Source organism: Gluconacetobacter tumulisoli, assembly GCF_014174155.1.
GTDB classification, from domain to species: domain Bacteria; phylum Pseudomonadota; class Alphaproteobacteria; order Acetobacterales; family Acetobacteraceae; genus Gluconacetobacter; species Gluconacetobacter tumulisoli.
Window position 1 is genome coordinate 1 of record NZ_JABEQM010000003.1, and the last position, 15776, is coordinate 15776.

Genomic DNA, 15776 nt, shown 5'->3' on the forward strand with positions numbered 1-15776 from the left:
TTTCATGTCTTGCATGAAAAGCGGCCGGGGCCGCAATGCCGTTGCGCCTCGGCGGACATTTCACGGCGGGGCAGTGCTGTCTACGCGGCAGAACCACGCGGGTTTCTCCCGCCGGGGTCGGCCAGTGGGCCTTCGGGTGTCGGGGTGCGCATCGCCGCCGATGCATGGCCGCCCCGGCGAAAGAAGGCGGCCAGTCCCAGAACCGTCAGGATCGTCATCACGGCCAGCGCCTGCCTGCCGGCCCTGCCTTGCGGCCATGACCGAAGACCGCCGTCGATCTCTCCCTCTTTGAGGGGCGGAGCAAACAGATTTCCATCAGTCTTTGCCGCCGTATCGGCGGTCGCGAAATACCGTGTCAACACACGGTTCATGATCCGCGCCGTCATGGCCGGCGCCAGCATATGGGCAAACCGGCCACCCCAGGCACCGGACCCGACCATGACGGTATCCCTGGGATGCGCCAGAAGATTCACGATCGCGGCGGCCACTCGTCGTGCATCCAGCAGCGGCGGCGGCGCCGACAGGCGACGCCCGGTGTAGTTTGCGCCATGTGAAATGCCAGGCGTGTCGACAAAGCTGGGATAGACGTCGCAGACATGGATATGCGGATGCCCGGACAATTCTCCGCGCAGGGCCTCGGAAAATCCCCGCAGGCCGAACTTGCTGGCGCTGTACGCGGCAGCATAGGGCGCGGCAGCGAATCCACCGACCGAAATCACATTGACGAACGTGCCGAACCCCTGGTCCAGGAAAATCGGCAGAATCGCATGGGCATCGTTCATGTGGCCCAGCAGGTTGGTCCGCACGACCTGTTCATGCGCCTTGACAGGAACCTCGTGAAACCTGCCGACCGCGCCGACGCCGGCATTGCTGACCCACATGTCGATGCTTCCGGCGGCCAGGCGGGCCTGTTCCGCCAGTTTCTGCACGGCGGCGGCGTCGGTCACGTCGGTCGGCACGACAGTGACCCGGGCCCCGGCTTCGCGGCATCGCCTTGCCACGGCATTCAGGGCGTCAGCATTGCGGGCTGCCAATACCAGGGTTGCACCTGGGCGGGCGAGGGTTTCCGCCACCGCCTGGCCGATACCGCTGGACGCCCCCGTCACCACCACGTTTGCCGATGGAAATTCAGACATGTGTCGGATCCTTTCGGGATGGGCCGCCCCGTCGCGGATGTGTCGCGGGCAGGTCCCGCGCGGCGGAAGACAGGCCGCGGTGAGGGACCGATGTGCCGTGCCATCAGCAACCGACGGCGATCGGAGGCGTTCACCGCCCTATCCGAAAATTGTTGGAGGAAGTGGCATGACACGGTCAGCCAACGAAACAAGGATTCGCTACGCCGTCATCGGGTGTGGCCAGATTTCCCAGCAGGCTTTCCTGCCGGGACTTGCGAGGGCGGATAATTCGGTCCTGAAGGCCCTGGTAACGGGGAACATGGAGAAGGCGAAGGCGCTGGAAGCCCGATACGGCGTCCGGGTCTGGCATTATGACGAGGTACCCGCATTGATCGCGTCGGGGGAGGTCGATGCCGTCTATCTGGCGACGCCCAACGCGTTGCATCGACGATACGCGGTTCCCGTGCTGGAAGCGGGCCTGCATCTGCTGCTGGAAAAGCCGATGGCGACCAGCGTGGAGGATTGCAAGGCGATCCTTGCGGCCCGGCGCAAGGGGGGCGGCAAGTTGATGATCGCCTATCGCCTGCATTGCGAGCCCGGCACCGTGGAGCTGATTTCCCGTTGCAGGAAGGGTGATTTCGGTTCTCTGCTTGCTTTTAACTCGACGTTCGGACAGGATTTTGCCGAGGCGAACCATCGTGGTCATTCCGGCTACTGGTCCGGGCCAGTGCCCGATATGGGCACCTATCCGCTGAATGCCGTCCGCAACCTGTTCGGAGAGGAGCCGGTGCAGGTCCATGCGGCCGGCACGCGGACGCCGGGCCGTGGCTTCAATTTTGACGATACGGTCTCGGTCACATTGCGTTTTGCGAGCGGAAAGCTGGCGCATTTCATAGTCAGTTATGCCAGCGCGCCAGTCGAGACTTTCACGCTCGTCGGACATAAGGGAAGCGTCCAGGCGGGGCCGTGCTTCATGTTCGGACCCTCCGTCGGCATTACCTACGCGACGAAGATCGACGGACAGGAAGATGTTCGTCGGCATGAGCCGGTCGAACAGTTCGGTGGCGAGACGTTCTATTTCTCGGACTGCATCCTCAATGATCGCGATCCCGAGCCCGATGGCGAGGAAGGGTTGCGCGACGTCCGGGTGCTGGCCGCCGTGGAAGAATCCTTGCGCAGCGGACAGACGCAGGTTCTGGCGCCTATAGAGGCCTTGCCGGGCGTGTCTGATCGACAGGTCATGCGGCTGCCGCCGGTGGAGGAGCCGGAGGACAGCGAATTGATCGGCGTGACGCCGCAATCTGCCTGAGCCCGTTTGCCCGTGAGGCAGAACGACCCGATGGGACTCCGACAGCGGCCGGCAGGGCGTGGTCGGAAGGCAGACGAAGAAGGGGGCTCGTGACCCGCCACGGGACGGAAAATGGCCGCCGTCAGGACGGGTCATCCCGGACGTGCTCAGCTTCCTGATGGCCGACGTGCAGGACAATCTGGGTGCTTTCCTGACCGGCCTTCTCGCGGCGTACGGATGGCCGGCGGCCGATATCGGCACGGCGATCGCGGCCGGCGGGGCAGGGACGGTAACGCTGCGTCTGCTGGGAGGCTGGGCGCTCGATACCCTGTCCTCTCGCCGGGCGATCCTGGCGGGCTGCCGTGTCGTGACGGCGCTGTCGGTCACGATCGCAGCCTTGTTTCCCGACGTCTGGCAGATCCGCCCGCGTCCACTTTCCGGCCGGCAGCGCGGGCGCCCTGTTCTCGCCCCTGCTGGCGCCCATCAGCCGCCAGACCGCCGGCGATGACGGCTACATGGCGCGCATGGGAAGCCACAGATCGTTCAACTACCTGCCGGAAGCGTGGCGGCAACCGTTGGTTCAGACGTCAATCGATGAGAGCGGCCGACTTCCTGCCGACTTCCTGCGCTGTGCCGGATCGGCCGCTTTTCATCTTCCTTCTGACGTTCCATCGTCGTCTCTGCTGGCGCTGACATATCCAGTTGCATGCGTTGCAATTTATGCCGTGCAGCCTGAAGGAAGAATCCTACTCCGGTAACGACCTGGCCATTTTGAGGTGGTCTTCGAGAGTGGGTAACGTCTGGGTGGCCCAGTTTTTCAACGCAGCATTCTCGCCGCCCTGCGCATAGCGGCGGAAAAGGGAGACAGCGTCCTCATGGCCTGAAATCTGGTCTTTGCGGTATTGCCGAACAAAGAGGTCACCATGAAGTTTCTTCAGACTATCGAGCAGCTTCTGATGGCTTTCGTCCATTGTCGTGGGCTGCGCGGCTTGAAGATTGCTGCTGCTTACAAGATCCTTAAGGGCCGCAGATGTTTTCTTATGGTCCTCGACCATCCGCGTGGCGAAGGTCGTTATAGCCTGATTCTGATTCTGCAGGGCCAGTTCGCTGGATCCGATTTCAAAAAGATCACTAATTGTTGCAATTTTGACGAAATCAGCTGTCGACGGTGCGGTGCCCGTCATGGAATTCATTCCCGTTCGTTCGGGTAGGGATTGCGCCTCTGCGGATGCCGACAGGCATAAAGCCGCAACCAATATTGTTATTCTTTTCATGGCGAAATTCTCCAGACAGGACGAGGCATGCGCTGTCGTCCATTCCGTTGTAAAATCAGGTGCCGTATTAGAAAGCGTCCCTGCGGCGGCCGCCGATCGCGCCGGAAACACAGGATATGAATGCCCCGATCAGCATGGAAAAGAACGTATAGAGCGCGAACGAAGAGACGGCTTTACGGGTGACGTCGGCGATATGCCTGGCTTTTGCCACGGCGTCCCTCTCGGCGGCGACCGCCTGATCCACCCGTTTTCCGGCGTCCTCGGGCGAAATGCCCGTTCGGGTTGCGACCAGCTGGGCCAGGTAATCATGGTCCGCCGGCGTGATTTCGCCGGTGGCAGCGGTTGCCAGGATGCGTCCGGCTTCGGATTTCACGTCCTGACTGGAGGACGATGTGTCCGGTTGGGTGGTACGAAACAGGGTATCAAGCATGTAGTCGCTCGGACTCGATGCAGAATGGCTGAGGGCGCCTGCCCCCAGGCCGGCGACCGTCGCAGTGGCACTTTTTCCGATGCCCCCGGCCACCGACCACGCGCTTGAGCCCGCCAGTCCGACCACGAGCACGGCCGCGACCGCCCAGGCGATGAAGCCGGCCGCGGTATCGCGGAACGTGACCTCGCGGCGATGAACGTCACCCGCAGCCGGGCGCAGCCGACCGGCCAGATATCCTCCGAAGAACGAGGAAACCCACTGGACCACGATCAGCCAGATCGCGGTCACCACGGTAAAGGTCATTCCGGACGGGTTGTTGTCGGAAACAGGTGAAACCCACGCGAGGCCAAGACCCGAGCCAAGCGACATCAACATGATGGCCACCGCCGTCGCGACGATGGCACCACCAAGAACGGCTGCCCACGATATCCCCACGCGTGGGGATATTGCAGCCATGTCATCCCTCAATATGGGCATGGCGGACTCTCTCAATGATAGAGCAAAAGAAGGAGAATGATGATCGGAATGGGAATGCCAAGAAGCCACAGCAGAATTGGCATGATATGATCCTTCTGTTGGAATTTCTCCAACGTGCTGCCTTCCCTGAAGTTCGCCCCAAGCCAGAGGCCCCCCGACAGAGGAAGACAGTGTCGCCAAGTTTCCGGAAAGAGCGGTTCACGCTTCAGTCTTGAGCGAGATCGGGTCGCGGCAACCTTTCGCGAAAAGACGCGTAGGTGTAGGTGCAGATACGGCTTCCAGCGGGAAGGCCGTGATCAGTATTGACCTGGCGCTACGGTTCAGATGTTTTCGTCAGGATATGGCGAATGCTGGGGGATGTTCGCCTGCGAAGGTCGCCCTGGGATGCCCCTGATGGAGGAAGGCGATGCCAGAGCGGTTCGACCGGCACCGGTCGCTATGACGCACCGCTTTCCTGAACGAAAAACTGTCGACGTGACGTTGGGCGGCGGGGATGTGAAATTCGATGGTTCCACCAACCGACCTGACTCTCACCGATCGGTGACGCTGGGGAGATATCGTCAGCCGGTCATTTCGCCCGTAAATCTTCGGGCGGGCGTGAAATGCCGGTACGGATCGGGGCCTGTCCTGGTCGGCTCCGGCGTATGGTCATCGGTCCGGATGACGTGTGTCATGTGCGCAGCGCGGGGCGGGGCCTTTTTGGCATGGGCGTCGATGCGGTGGTTCTGCCTACGCCGGTCACGTTGGCAATCGCCGCGAAGTTGCGCCAGGGGCGCTTTCTGCCCTTTATCGCCAGGCGTCTAGCACGAGATCGGCCGTTGCCGTTTCGACCTGCTGACCATATCGCGTATGATAGACGTGCATCGATGCCTCGTGGGCTGCATCTGAAGAACTGCAAAGCGCATCCGTAACTACGACGGTTCGATAGCCATGATCGATCGCGCCAAGAATGGTCGCGAGTACGCAGATATCGGTCTCGCCGCCGGTGATGATGAGGGTATCGGCTCCGCGAACCTGCAGGTGGGAGTGGAGGGTACCATCCATCCACGGCGAATAGACATGTTTGTCGAACACTTTCGCCGGAGGTACGAAACGCGCAAGTTCTGGCATTAATTCGATCATTTCCATGCCAAGATTTTCGATCGTCATGGATGCCCAGCGCTGATAATAGCGACGCCACGTTCCCTGTCCTTCGCCGGCATTCATTGCGGGAATGAAGCGAGTGAAGATGGTGCTGGCCGAGGCGTGCGCGACGATCCGTGCTGCGGTCGGACAGACACGCTCCATCCAGGGCGTATGCCAATCCGTCTTTTCCGCGAACAGGCGTTGCATATCGACACAGATATGGACGCAATGCTTGCCCAGAGGCCCATAGCGGATTGCGTTTGGCATCATCCCCCTCCGGAAATTGCTTGTGAGCACGTCGTCGAGTTTTAACGGATGCCAGCGTGAAATGTTGCATATGGCCGCTTGTTGACCCGATTCTGCTCTTCGTCCTTAAATCAGGTCTTCACCGCTGCTACGGAGGCCGCCCCGTTTTGGGTACAGCCGGCGTGAGGATTGCCCGGAAGCCAACCGGTTCACGTTTCGAAACGCCCTATCACGATTTCATATGGTCGAAGAGAACGACCCTTTGGTCAGCAGATTGTTCACACCGATCCTGGTGGATGCGCGGACTGGCGAGGTAACGGCTGTCGTGTCGATGCCGTGGTACCTCAGGGAGTTGGAATGTTCGCGCCCTCTGCATTTCGGTGACTGCAGGGCAGGGCCGCTGAAAGCGATATGGGTTGTTTTCGACCTCGGCACGATCGTCCTGCTGATGAGCGGCGTCGTTCTGTGCTTCGAAAGACGCAAGGTTTTGGCGGGACCCTCGCCTGAAAGCACAGGTTCCAGGTCCGGCAGGCATCAAACCCCCATTGATGCCAAATCCCGGAACAGGTGTGATAAGAACTCGTATATGCGGGACAGATCCGGTCGTCGCCGCGTTATTGATGCCAGCTCAGGCCCTTCGGCACCATCGAGAAACCGCAGGCGCGCAGGGCGGCATCCAGCCTCGTCATCCTCACGGGACGGTCGTCAACCATTTCAAGCGTGAACATCAGGTGCTTCTCGCGCCGGAGCGCGGTGGCGAGCGCGGCAACGCCGCCGCGGAGCATGTCGGCGAGGGCGGGATCATCCGCATCGACATAAGTCAGCAGGGTACGCCCGCCCTGCGTAAGATAGAGCACGAGGCGTTCGCCCGCGATCACGACGAACGCGCCGCCACGGCGCGTCGGGCGGATCGTGGATCGGTGCGGCGGCCACGGCAGAATCGTGCCGAAGGGGTTGGCCGGGTCGCTAGCCGACAGTGCTGCCGGCACGGGATCGGCAGACCGCGCGTTCGCCAGTTCGCGGAGCCGGTCGACGGTCGCGCGTTCGGCGAATTGGGCGGCCCCCAGCCCTTCGACGAAGCGACCACGCAAGATCTGTCCGGCATCCTCCATGCTCCGGAAAATCGGCTGGAGCGCGGGGAAGCCGCCCGGCACGTCTTCCGCGACGGCCGCGCCGCGCGTGACGATGCCGTATCGGTCAAGCAGCCCCTCGACCAGCGCCAGCGCGCGGACGGTGTCGCTGGCCGGTTCGCGGGTAAGCAGCGACCAGCGGCCCGCCAGGGTCGGATCGCCGCGCCCGCCGGGTGAAGACGTGCCGGGCATCCTCGGTCGCGCGAGCGAGGGCATTCCCCGAAACCCCCGGTGCCGGCGCGACAGGGGAATCGGGCGGGGACGGTGCGGCGTGCGTGCGCCTGAGCCTGCGCGCGCGCGCAACGGCGACCAGCTGTCGCTGGTGACATATCCGGACCAGGCGAGGTCCCAGAGCGCCGCATCGAGGTCGGACGCCGACAGCAAGGGACCACCATCCCAGGTCCCGGCCGGTCCCTCCGCCAGCCGGGCAGGCGCCAGCGTCGCAAGCTGGCGTGCGAAATAGGCTCCGCCATCGGCGAGAACGTCGAGGATCGCTTGCTGGACCGGCGACAGGGCCGCCATGCCATCCGCGTCCGGTCGGGGCGGCAGGGTTTCAGCGGCGAATTCCCGCGGGTGCAGGGAGACCAGACCGTCTTCCCCGCCGAGCTTGCCATGGCCGCACCACAGCACCGCGCCGGTGGTGATCAGCTCGTCCAGCATGGCCGGGGTGTAGTTGTGCACGCGGGCACGCAGGATCTGGTTCTCCCACAATGAGGCCGGCAACGGCACGCCGGCGAGTTGCTCGACGACGCGGGCGACGCCGTCGATGCCTGCAAGCGTTCCCCCGGTCGTGCTCACGGAATGAAGCGCGGCCCCGCCAATGGATTCGGCGAGAAGGCCGTGGCGCTCCAGCAGCAGGCGTACATAGGCGTCCCTGCCCGCTGGGCGGGTCGCTTCGCGCGCGGCCTGCAGGGAGCGCAGCCGCAGGCGCCGGAACACGTCGTCCGCCATCCATTCGTGGCGCGCCAGGGGATTACGCACCAAGGGATCGGCACCGGCGGACGCATCCCGCGCTTCCAGACGCCGCTCGACGCCGAAATTTCCCTTGAGCAGCTTGCCCTGCCCGCGCAGTCGTTCCAGCGCCGCGTCGGCGATCGCGACGCCGAGGCCGAAACGGACCGCGACCTCGTTCGTCGTGAAAGGCCCATGGGTGCGCGCGTACCGCGCGACCAGGTCGCGGAGCGGGTCGGCAACCGGCTGCAGGAAAATGTCGGGCAGGCCGGCCGGCAACGTCACGCCGAGCGCGTCGCGCAGCCGGGCGGCGTCCTCGACGGCGGCCCAGCACGGACTGCCCGCGATCGCTATCCGGATGACGCGGCATTCGGCCGCGAGTGCGGCGAGACAGGCGCTGGCGTCGCCGTCCGCAAGGCGTTGCGCGACCTCGTCCGCCGATAACGGGCCGAGTTCGCGTACCAGATCGGCCACGCCCTCCTGTCCCTTCGCCCGATAAGCGGGTGCCAGACGCTGCAATTCGCTCTCGACCTGCTCTACGACAGCGGGATCGAGAAGCGTCCCGAGATCGGCCTCGCCGAGAAGGTCGGCGAGCAGCCCACTATCCAGGGACAGAACGGAGGCGCGTCGTTCGGCGATCGGTGCGTCGGTCGCATACATGAATTCCGCGACGTAACCGAACAGCAGGTCCGCCGCGAAGGGCGACGGAATTTCGGTTGTCACCTCCACGATCCGGATGGCGCCGTCCGCGAGGCGGCGCGCCAGACTGTCGAGTGCTGCGAGGTCGTAGACGTCCCGCAGGCATTCGCGGGCGGTCTCGATCAGGACCGGAAAATCCGGATGGTCCCGCACGATTTCCAGCAACTGGCCGGCGCGCAGCCGCTGTTGCCACAGCGGGGAGCGATGGCCGGGCGCACGTCGTGGCAGAAGCAGCGCGCGGGCGGCGCATTCCCGAAAGCGGGCAGCGAACAGCGCCGAGCCGCCCACGGCCTCCGTCACGATGCCTCTGAGTTTGTCCGGGTCGAAGATGAACAGTTCTGCGCCCGGCATCTGTCCGGCGGTGTCGGGCAGGCGGGCGACGATGCCGTCGTCACTGGCCACCACGGAAGGGTCGACCCCGAAACGGCGTCGGACGCGCGCCGCGATCGCCAGCGCCCAGGGATCATGCACGCGGCGCCCATAGGGCGAGTGCAGGATGACCCGCCAGTCGCCGGCCTCGTCGCGGCAGCGCTCGACCACCAGGGTCCGATCCGTCGGCAGCACGCCGGTCGCCGCACGCTGCGCGTCGATCAGTGCGCGCATGTTGGTGATCGCATTCGTATCGAGCCCGGCGGCCCGCAGCCTCGTCTCCGGCCGGGGGACGGTATCGTCGTTCTCGGCCTCTTCCCGCGTTCCGGCGTCGAGCGCGGCGAGGAAGGCGCCGATCACTTCCCCCAGTTCGGCGGGCCGCCGCACGCCGTCGCCGTGCCAGAAAGGCAGCCGGGCGGAACGGCCCGGCGCCGGCGTCACGATGACCTGGTCGTTGGTGATCTGTTCGATGCGCCAGGACGTCGTGCCGAGTGTGATGATGTCGTTCACCCGGGATTCGTAGACCATTTCCTCATCGAGTTCGCCCACGCGGCGCGATCCGGCCCGTTCCTCGCCTTCGGGGAGGACGACGGCGAATAGTCCCCGGTCGGGAATGGTGCCGCCGCTGGTGACGGCAAGCTGCAAGGCGCCGGGACGTGGGGTCAGGACCCCGGTCTCGCGGTTCCAGACCAGGCGCGGGCGAAAGGCCGCGAAATCGTCGGACGGATAGCGCCCGGCAAGCATGTCGAGCGTCGCATCGAACGCGCCGCGTGGCAGGACCTGGAAAGGCGCCGCGCGCCGTACCGTCGCATACCAATCCTCGACGTCCACGGGCGAGACGGCGACCGCCGCCACCGTCTGCTGTGCCAGTACGTCGAGCGGGTTACGCGGCAGGTCGATCGCCTCGATGCGGCCGGCGCGCATGGATTCGACGGTCACGGTGGCATCGACCAGATCGCGCCGCGTGCGGGGATAGACCAGCCCGGACGAGGCACCGCCGACCTGGTGGCCGGCGCGCCCAACCCGTTGCAGGCCGCTCGCCACCGAAGGGGGGGCCGCGACCTGGATCACCAGATCGACCAGCCCCATGTCGATGCCGAGTTCCAGGCTCGACGTCGCGACGACACAGCGGAGTTCGCCGGATTTGAGGGCGCTTTCGATCTCTCGGCGCTGCTCCTTCGAGACCGAGCCGTGGTGGGACCGCGCGAGCAGCGGCGGCGCGCCCGTCGACCGCTTTTCGGTGCTGCCGGAGACCGATGCGTAATGAACGGGTGATTCGGCGTGCGACGCGTCCTGCATGAACCGCTCGGCGTAGAGTTCGTTGAGCCTTGCCGTAAGCTTTTCGGCAAGTCCGCGCGAATTGGCGAAAACGATCGTCGCGCGCTGGGCCAGGATCCTGTCGAGAATGCTGGCCTCGACATGCGGCCAGATCGAACCCGCCCGCGTACTCCGTTCCCCGTCGCCGGGCTGGACGCCGGAGGCCGCCAGGTTGCTCATGTCCTCGACCGGGACCACGATCTTCAGGTCGAGCCGGCGGCTGGAGGGCGGATTGACGATCGTGACCGGCTGCGCTCCGCCCAGGAATTGCGCCACCCGATCGGCCGGACGCACGGTCGCCGACAGCCCGATCCGCTGGGCCGGCGTCGGCAGCAGCGCGTCCAGACGTTCCAGGCTCAGCGCCAGATGCGCACCGCGCTTGGTGCCCGCCACCGCATGAACTTCGTCGACGATCACGGCATGCACGCCCCGCAACGTCTCGCGCGCCTTGGAGGTCAGCATCAGATAGAGCGATTCAGGCGTGGTGATGAGAATGTCGGGGGGACGGCGCAGCAGCCCGGTCCGTTCGGCCGAAGGCGTATCGCCGGTACGCATGCCCACGGCGATTTCGACGGGTGCGTCACCGCGCCGCTTCCGCTCCACCCCGACGCCCTGGAGCGGCATGCGCAGGTTGCGCTGCACGTCGGCGCCGAGCGCCTTGATCGGCGAGATGTAGAGAACGCGTGTCGCCGGCTTTGCCTCGGACTTCGCGGATGCGGGTGCGGTATCCGCGGCGGCTTCCGCCTCGCGCTCGCGGAACAGCCGGTCGATCGCATGCAGGAAGGCGGCCAGGGTCTTGCCCGAACCGGTCGGCGCGATCACCAGCGCGTTTTCCCCGGCGCCGATGGCCGCCCAGGCTGCCGCCTGCACCGCGGTCGGAGACGCGAACGCCGCTTCGAACCACGCGCGGGTCGCGGGGGCGAACCTTGCCAGCGGGGCGGCGTTCGGAGCTTTCGTCGGAGGCGTCATCCCGCGGGTCGGTTCTTTCGGCTTTTCCACGGCAGCCCCTTGCTCCGCTGGGAATCCGTTTGGAAATCGGTCGATCTCCTTCGTCCCCACCGGTTTTCCGGAGGCAGAAGGGGCGCCATGGGCTCCCATTCCTCGCCTGTCGGATCAGAGGGATAACGGTTCGTTTTGCGTGCAAGGGCCGACATGCGGGCTCGGTCTGCTGTGATCCACATCTCTAGCTTGAATCATGCGCCAGCCTTCTTGAAAATCCATCACGCCGAATTTCAAAAAGGCTTCTCAGAACGTCTCCACCCAGGGACGCAATTCGATTTCCCAGCTCCAGGCACTGCGGGGCTGCTGGAGGATCTGCCAGTAGGTTTCTGCGATCGCGTCGGGGTCGAGCAGCGAGTCCGGCCTGTCGACGGGTTCGGGCCGCCCCGGGCCGCGCACCACGCCGTCGATCACGACATGCGCCACATGGATGTTCTGCGGCGCCAGTTCCCGCGCCATGCTCTGGGCGAGTCCGCGCAGGGCGAACTTGCCCATGGCAAAGGGTGCGGAATGCGGATAGCCCTTGATGCTGGCCGACGCCCCCGTGAACAGGATCGTCCCGCGTTGTTCAACGGGCCGCGCAAGAAACCGGCGCGTCGCTTCCTGGCCGACCAGAAAGCCGCCGAACACGGACGTACGGAACGAGCGCTCGACCTCGTTGGGGTCGAGTTCGGTCAGTGCGCCCCGCAACCTGCCGCTGGCGTTGTAGACGACAACGTCCGGTTCTCCCTGTTCTGCCGTCACTTCGGCGAACAGGCGCGCCACCTGCTGCGGGTCGCCTGCGTCGGCCGCGAAGGCGCGGGCCCCGGTTTCGTCAGTCAGCGGACGGAGCTTCGCCGCGTCGCGTGCGGCCAGGGCCACCCGCACGCCCTGGCGTGCGAACAGCCGCGCGAGCGAGGCGCTGATCCCCGCGCCCGCACCGACGACAAGGGCGGTCCCGTAGTCACGATGGCTCATCTGTCGATCCCCTTCCGGTCAAGCCCGCTGGTGGCGGGCCGCAAGCGCGGCCCGACGCTGGCGCACCAGGCCAGGCCGCGTGCGGATCCCTAGCGCAGGCCGCCCGAGGCAATCAGCGTTTCGCCGGTCAGCCAGCGGGCGTCGTCGGAGGCCAGGAAGACCGCAAGCGGCGCGATATCCTGCACCTGTCCTGTCCGGCCCAGCGGCGTCTGTGCAACGATGGCCTGCTCCATGTCCGAGCCGACGACGTTCGCGCTCTGGGTGCCTTCGGTCTCGACCAAGCCGGGATTGATGGCGTTGACCCGGATCTGCTTCGGCCCGAGCTCGCGCGCCAGAGAGCCGGTGATGGCGTCGACCGCGCCCTTCGTCCCGGTATAGACCGCCGAGTTGGGCGGCGTGATGCGCGAGACGACCGAACTGATATTGATGATGCTGCCGCCCGCGCCCAGATGACCGACCGCAGCCTGCGTCGTCAGCAGCGTGCCCAGCACGTTGACGTTGAACTGCCGATGGAAATGCTCCTCGGTAATCTCCTCGATCGAGGCGAATTCATAGATGCCGGAATTGTTGACCAGGATATCCAGCCGGCCGAACTGATTGATCGCGGCATCGACCAAGGCCTGGGCATCGGCTTTGCGCGACACGTCGCCTTTCACCGCGACGGCCTTGCCGCCCGCGCCGGCGATCGCGGCCACCACATCATCGGCCCCCGACTTGCTGGAGGCGTAATTGACGATCACGGCGGCGCCTTCGGCCGCCAGCGCCTTGGCAATGCCGGCGCCGATCCCCTTGGAGGCGCCGGTGACGATCGCGACTTTTCCGGAAAGCTTGCTCATTGGTAATGTCCCTGTTTGCTCGGGCTGAGAGCGAAGCGCGGCCCTGGCGCCCGGGTTGCGGAAACGGATGACTTAAAATTTGGAGCGACCGCTCCAATATGCGATATGTATGAGGCGTGATTTCGCGTTCAAGGATTTATGGAGCGATGGCACCAAAAAAAATCGACGGCGAACGGCGCGGCCGCGGTCGGCCGCCGTCCTTCGATCGCGCACAGGCGCTGTGCGCGGCCATGCGCCTGTTCTGGGACCGGGGCTACGAGGGCACCAGCTTCGACGACCTGACCGCGGCGATGGGAATCAGCCCATCGAGCTTCTACAACGCGTTCGGCAGCAAGGAGCAGCTGTACCAGGAAGCGACCGATGCCTATCTGAAGGCCACCGGCGCGTGGTTTCTGGACATCCTGCATGGAAAGGCCGACACGCGGACGATTTTCCAGCGGCTGATGACCGCTGCGGCCACCGAATTCACGCGCGCGGACCTGCCGGCGGGGTGCATGATCTCGGTGTCCGGCACGCAATGCGCACCGGGGCAGGCGCGCCTGCGCGACCTGATGGCCCGGCAGCGTGCGCTGTCCGAGGCCGCGATGGCGGACCGGCTGCGCCAGGGCGTGGCGGACGGCGACCTGCCGGCGGATACGGATGTCGACGGGCTGGCCGCCTTCTTCAGTTCGCTGGCACGCGGGATGGCGGTGCAGGCGCGCGACGGCGCCTCGCGGGAAAAGCTGCTGGAGATCGGACGGATCGGGATGCAGGCCTGGCCGGCGGGGCGGTAAGGGCCCCCGCCGACCGGTGACGCGCCCAGGTTCAGGACGCGGCTTCAGCGACGAGATGGAGGCGGTGATCGGGCTGAACGTCATCGCGCCCACGCGTCTGCGCTATGCCGTGCCGCCGGGCCCCTTCGCATGTCGAGCGGGTAAGTTCGTCAGCATCTTGTCGATCGTCCCAATCGGGCCGGGAATAATGCCAGCCGTAAGTGCGATCAGAAAATCTGTACGATGATCAGCACGATGCCGACCGCGCCTACGATCCAGGCCAGCGTGCGGAGACCCGTAATGCCGGCAATGTAGCTCGCGGCATGCACGACCCGCGCCCCCAGGAACAGCCATGCGCCCAGCACGGTCATGCCGTTGGAAATGCCGGCGGCGCGTGCGACCAGCACGGCAATGGCGAAGGGCACCAGATTCTCGATCAGGTTGCGATGCGCACGCAGGCCCCGGCCCGCAGCCCCCGTTGGCGGGGGGACGTCTTCGCGGTTGCCGATCACGCCGGCCTGCCCGATCTGGCGGGAATAGAGCGGTCCGTACAGCGCGGGCAGCACAAGGCAGAGGATGGCGGACCACAGCAGGGCCCAGAGTTCGGAGGTCATGGCGCGGAACCCTTGCACGAGGAAAAAACGAGGCGTCTCACCGGCCCCTGACGGGCCGATGAGAGCAACGCGGTCAGACGACGGAAAGCTTCACGTCGATGTTGCCGCGCGTGGCGTTGGAATAGGGGCAGACCTGATGGGCTTTCGCGACCAGTTCCTCGGCGGCGGTGCGTTCGACGCCCGGCAGCGCGATGGCCAGGGCGATCTCCAGCCCGAACCCGCCTTCCGAACGCGGGCCGATGCCGACGGTGGAAGTCACGGTGGCGTCCGTGGGCACCTTGGCGGTGCCCCCCTGCGACGCCACGAATTTCATGGCCCCCAGGAAGCAGGCGGCATAGCCGGTGGCGAACAATTGCTCGGGATTGTTGCCTTCGCCGCCCGGACCGCCCAGTTCCTTGGGGGTGGTCAGCTTGACGTCCAGCGCGCCGTCCAGGGTGGTGGCGCGGCCGTCGCGGCCACCGGTGGCGCGGGCGGAGGTGCGGTAGAGAACATTCACGGACATGGCTTCGATCCTTTTGGCGAGGTGGCGTTCCCCGGAAGCGGGGGCCGGAGGATCCGGTTCCGTTCGCTTTCGATGGATATTTAATCGCACGCGACTAAATCGTCTGATATATGTAATCCTGCATGGCTGCCCTGTCAGATATGCGTTGACGATAAAATCGTGCGCGATCTAAAGGAAAGGGTTCGAAGGAGATCCGTCATGCCCGGCGCCCCGACATTGGAGCATTTCCTGTGCTTCGCGCTTTATTCCACCAGCCATGCCTTCAACCGCGTCTACAAGCCGCTGCTGGACGCGATCGGCCTGACCTATCCGCAATATCTGGTGATGACGGTGCTCTGGGGCCAGGACGGGATGCTGGTCGGGCAGATCGGGGAGAAACTCGCGCTTGAGAGCAGCACCCTGACGCCGCTGATCAAGCGGCTGGAGGTGGCCGGTTTGCTGCAACGAACACGCGACACGCGGGACGAACGCCAGGTCAGGGTGACGTTGACGCCGCAGGGCAGGGCGCTGGAGGCGGAAGCGGCATCGATCCCGGCCTGTATCCTGGAGGCAACGGGGCGAACGCCGGAACAACTGATGCGACTGAAGACGGATATCGATGCCCTGCGCAACCAGTTGGAACAGGCGGCGCAGGGCGGTGGATCGGGGGCCGGCCGCGCAATCACCCAAACCGGACGAGATTGAGCACGGGACAG

The 15776-nt window shown here is 65.2% G+C and carries 13 protein-coding genes; 4 read left to right on the forward strand and 9 right to left on the reverse strand.

The features are described 5' to 3' along the window. Positions 1-80 precede the first annotated feature (80 nt). Positions 81-1136 (reverse strand): SDR family oxidoreductase, encoded by a 1056-nt coding sequence (locus HLH28_RS04280; RefSeq protein ID WP_182955003.1) that lies wholly within the window; start codon positions 1134-1136, stop codon positions 81-83. 97 nt (positions 1137-1233) lie between these two features. On the opposite strand from HLH28_RS04280, the gene HLH28_RS04285 reads away from it, so the two are divergent. After that, the gene (locus HLH28_RS04285; RefSeq protein WP_338029651.1) at positions 1234-2424 is read left to right on the forward strand and encodes a Gfo/Idh/MocA family protein; all 1191 of its coding nucleotides are present in this window, start codon (positions 1234-1236) and stop codon (positions 2422-2424) included. Between the two features lie 142 nt (positions 2425-2566). Next, on the forward strand, positions 2567-2911 hold the full coding sequence (locus tag HLH28_RS04290; RefSeq protein ID WP_182955007.1) for a hypothetical protein: 345 nt from the start codon (positions 2567-2569) through the stop codon (positions 2909-2911). A gap of 238 nt (positions 2912-3149) precedes the next feature. Here HLH28_RS04290 and HLH28_RS04295 read toward each other — a convergent pair whose 3' ends face one another. From HLH28_RS04295 to HLH28_RS04320, 6 genes are all read right to left on the reverse strand, one after another. Next, on the reverse strand, positions 3150-3677 hold the full coding sequence (locus tag HLH28_RS04295; protein ID WP_182955011.1) for a DUF4142 domain-containing protein: 528 nt from the start codon (positions 3675-3677) through the stop codon (positions 3150-3152). Positions 3678-3744: 67 nt separating this feature from the next. Continuing rightward, complete coding sequence (locus HLH28_RS04300; protein ID WP_220789933.1) at positions 3745-4482, reverse strand: hypothetical protein; 738 nt, start codon at positions 4480-4482, stop codon at positions 3745-3747. A gap of 888 nt (positions 4483-5370) precedes the next feature. Further along, positions 5371-5979, reverse strand: a complete 609-nt coding sequence (locus HLH28_RS04305; RefSeq protein ID WP_182955045.1) for a cysteine hydrolase family protein — start codon at positions 5977-5979, stop codon at positions 5371-5373. Positions 5980-6569: 590 nt separating this feature from the next. Further along, on the reverse strand, positions 6570-11390 hold the full coding sequence (locus HLH28_RS04310; protein WP_182955060.1) for an ATP-dependent helicase: 4821 nt from the start codon (positions 11388-11390) through the stop codon (positions 6570-6572). A gap of 276 nt (positions 11391-11666) precedes the next feature. Next, the gene (locus HLH28_RS04315; protein WP_182955073.1) at positions 11667-12377 is read right to left on the reverse strand and encodes an SDR family NAD(P)-dependent oxidoreductase; all 711 of its coding nucleotides are present in this window, start codon (positions 12375-12377) and stop codon (positions 11667-11669) included. Between the two features lie 89 nt (positions 12378-12466). Next, positions 12467-13213: a glucose 1-dehydrogenase gene (locus tag HLH28_RS04320; protein WP_182955075.1), complete on the reverse strand. Its 747-nt coding sequence runs from the start codon at positions 13211-13213 to the stop codon at positions 12467-12469. A 146-nt stretch (positions 13214-13359) separates the two neighbouring features. Here HLH28_RS04320 and HLH28_RS04325 point away from each other — a divergent pair, with 146 nt between their 5' ends. Beyond that, positions 13360-13986 (forward strand): TetR/AcrR family transcriptional regulator, encoded by a 627-nt coding sequence (locus HLH28_RS04325; protein ID WP_182955077.1) that lies wholly within the window; start codon positions 13360-13362, stop codon positions 13984-13986. Positions 13987-14192: 206 nt separating this feature from the next. Here HLH28_RS04325 and HLH28_RS04330 read toward each other — a convergent pair whose 3' ends face one another. Continuing rightward, on the reverse strand, positions 14193-14579 hold the full coding sequence (locus tag HLH28_RS04330; RefSeq protein WP_182955079.1) for an MAPEG family protein: 387 nt from the start codon (positions 14577-14579) through the stop codon (positions 14193-14195). A 73-nt stretch (positions 14580-14652) separates the two neighbouring features. Further along, positions 14653-15081, reverse strand: a complete 429-nt coding sequence (locus HLH28_RS04335) for an organic hydroperoxide resistance protein (RefSeq protein WP_182955082.1) — start codon at positions 15079-15081, stop codon at positions 14653-14655. Between the two features lie 198 nt (positions 15082-15279). On the opposite strand from HLH28_RS04335, the gene HLH28_RS04340 reads away from it, so the two are divergent. Next, entirely contained in the window at positions 15280-15765 is a 486-nt protein-coding gene (locus tag HLH28_RS04340) for a MarR family winged helix-turn-helix transcriptional regulator (protein ID WP_182955085.1), read from the forward strand. Positions 15766-15776 lie beyond the last annotated feature (11 nt).

Bases quoted from the DNA above. Each gene is read 5' to 3' on its own strand.
- HLH28_RS04280 (WP_182955003.1), bottom strand. From the start codon at position 1,136: ATGTCTGAATTTCCATCGGCAAACGTGGTGGTGACGGGGGCGTCCAGC.
- HLH28_RS04330 (WP_182955079.1), bottom strand. From the start codon at position 14,579: ATGACCTCCGAACTCTGGGCCCTGCTGTGGTCCGCCATCCTCTGCCTT.
- HLH28_RS04295 (WP_182955011.1), bottom strand. From the start codon at position 3,677: ATGAAAAGAATAACAATATTGGTTGCGGCTTTATGCCTGTCGGCATCC.
- HLH28_RS04300 (WP_220789933.1), bottom strand. From the start codon at position 4,482: ATGTTGATGTCGCTTGGCTCGGGTCTTGGCCTCGCGTGGGTTTCACCT.
- HLH28_RS04335 (WP_182955082.1), bottom strand. From the start codon at position 15,081: ATGTCCGTGAATGTTCTCTACCGCACCTCCGCCCGCGCCACCGGTGGC.
- HLH28_RS04315 (WP_182955073.1), bottom strand. From the start codon at position 12,377: ATGAGCCATCGTGACTACGGGACCGCCCTTGTCGTCGGTGCGGGCGCG.
- HLH28_RS04340 (WP_182955085.1), top strand. From the start codon at position 15,280: ATGCCCGGCGCCCCGACATTGGAGCATTTCCTGTGCTTCGCGCTTTAT.
- HLH28_RS04325 (WP_182955077.1), top strand. From the start codon at position 13,360: ATGGCACCAAAAAAAATCGACGGCGAACGGCGCGGCCGCGGTCGGCCG.
- HLH28_RS04305 (WP_182955045.1), bottom strand. From the start codon at position 5,979: ATGATGCCAAACGCAATCCGCTATGGGCCTCTGGGCAAGCATTGCGTC.
- HLH28_RS04320 (WP_182955075.1), bottom strand. From the start codon at position 13,213: ATGAGCAAGCTTTCCGGAAAAGTCGCGATCGTCACCGGCGCCTCCAAG.
- HLH28_RS04310 (WP_182955060.1), bottom strand. From the start codon at position 11,390: ATGACGCCTCCGACGAAAGCTCCGAACGCCGCCCCGCTGGCAAGGTTC.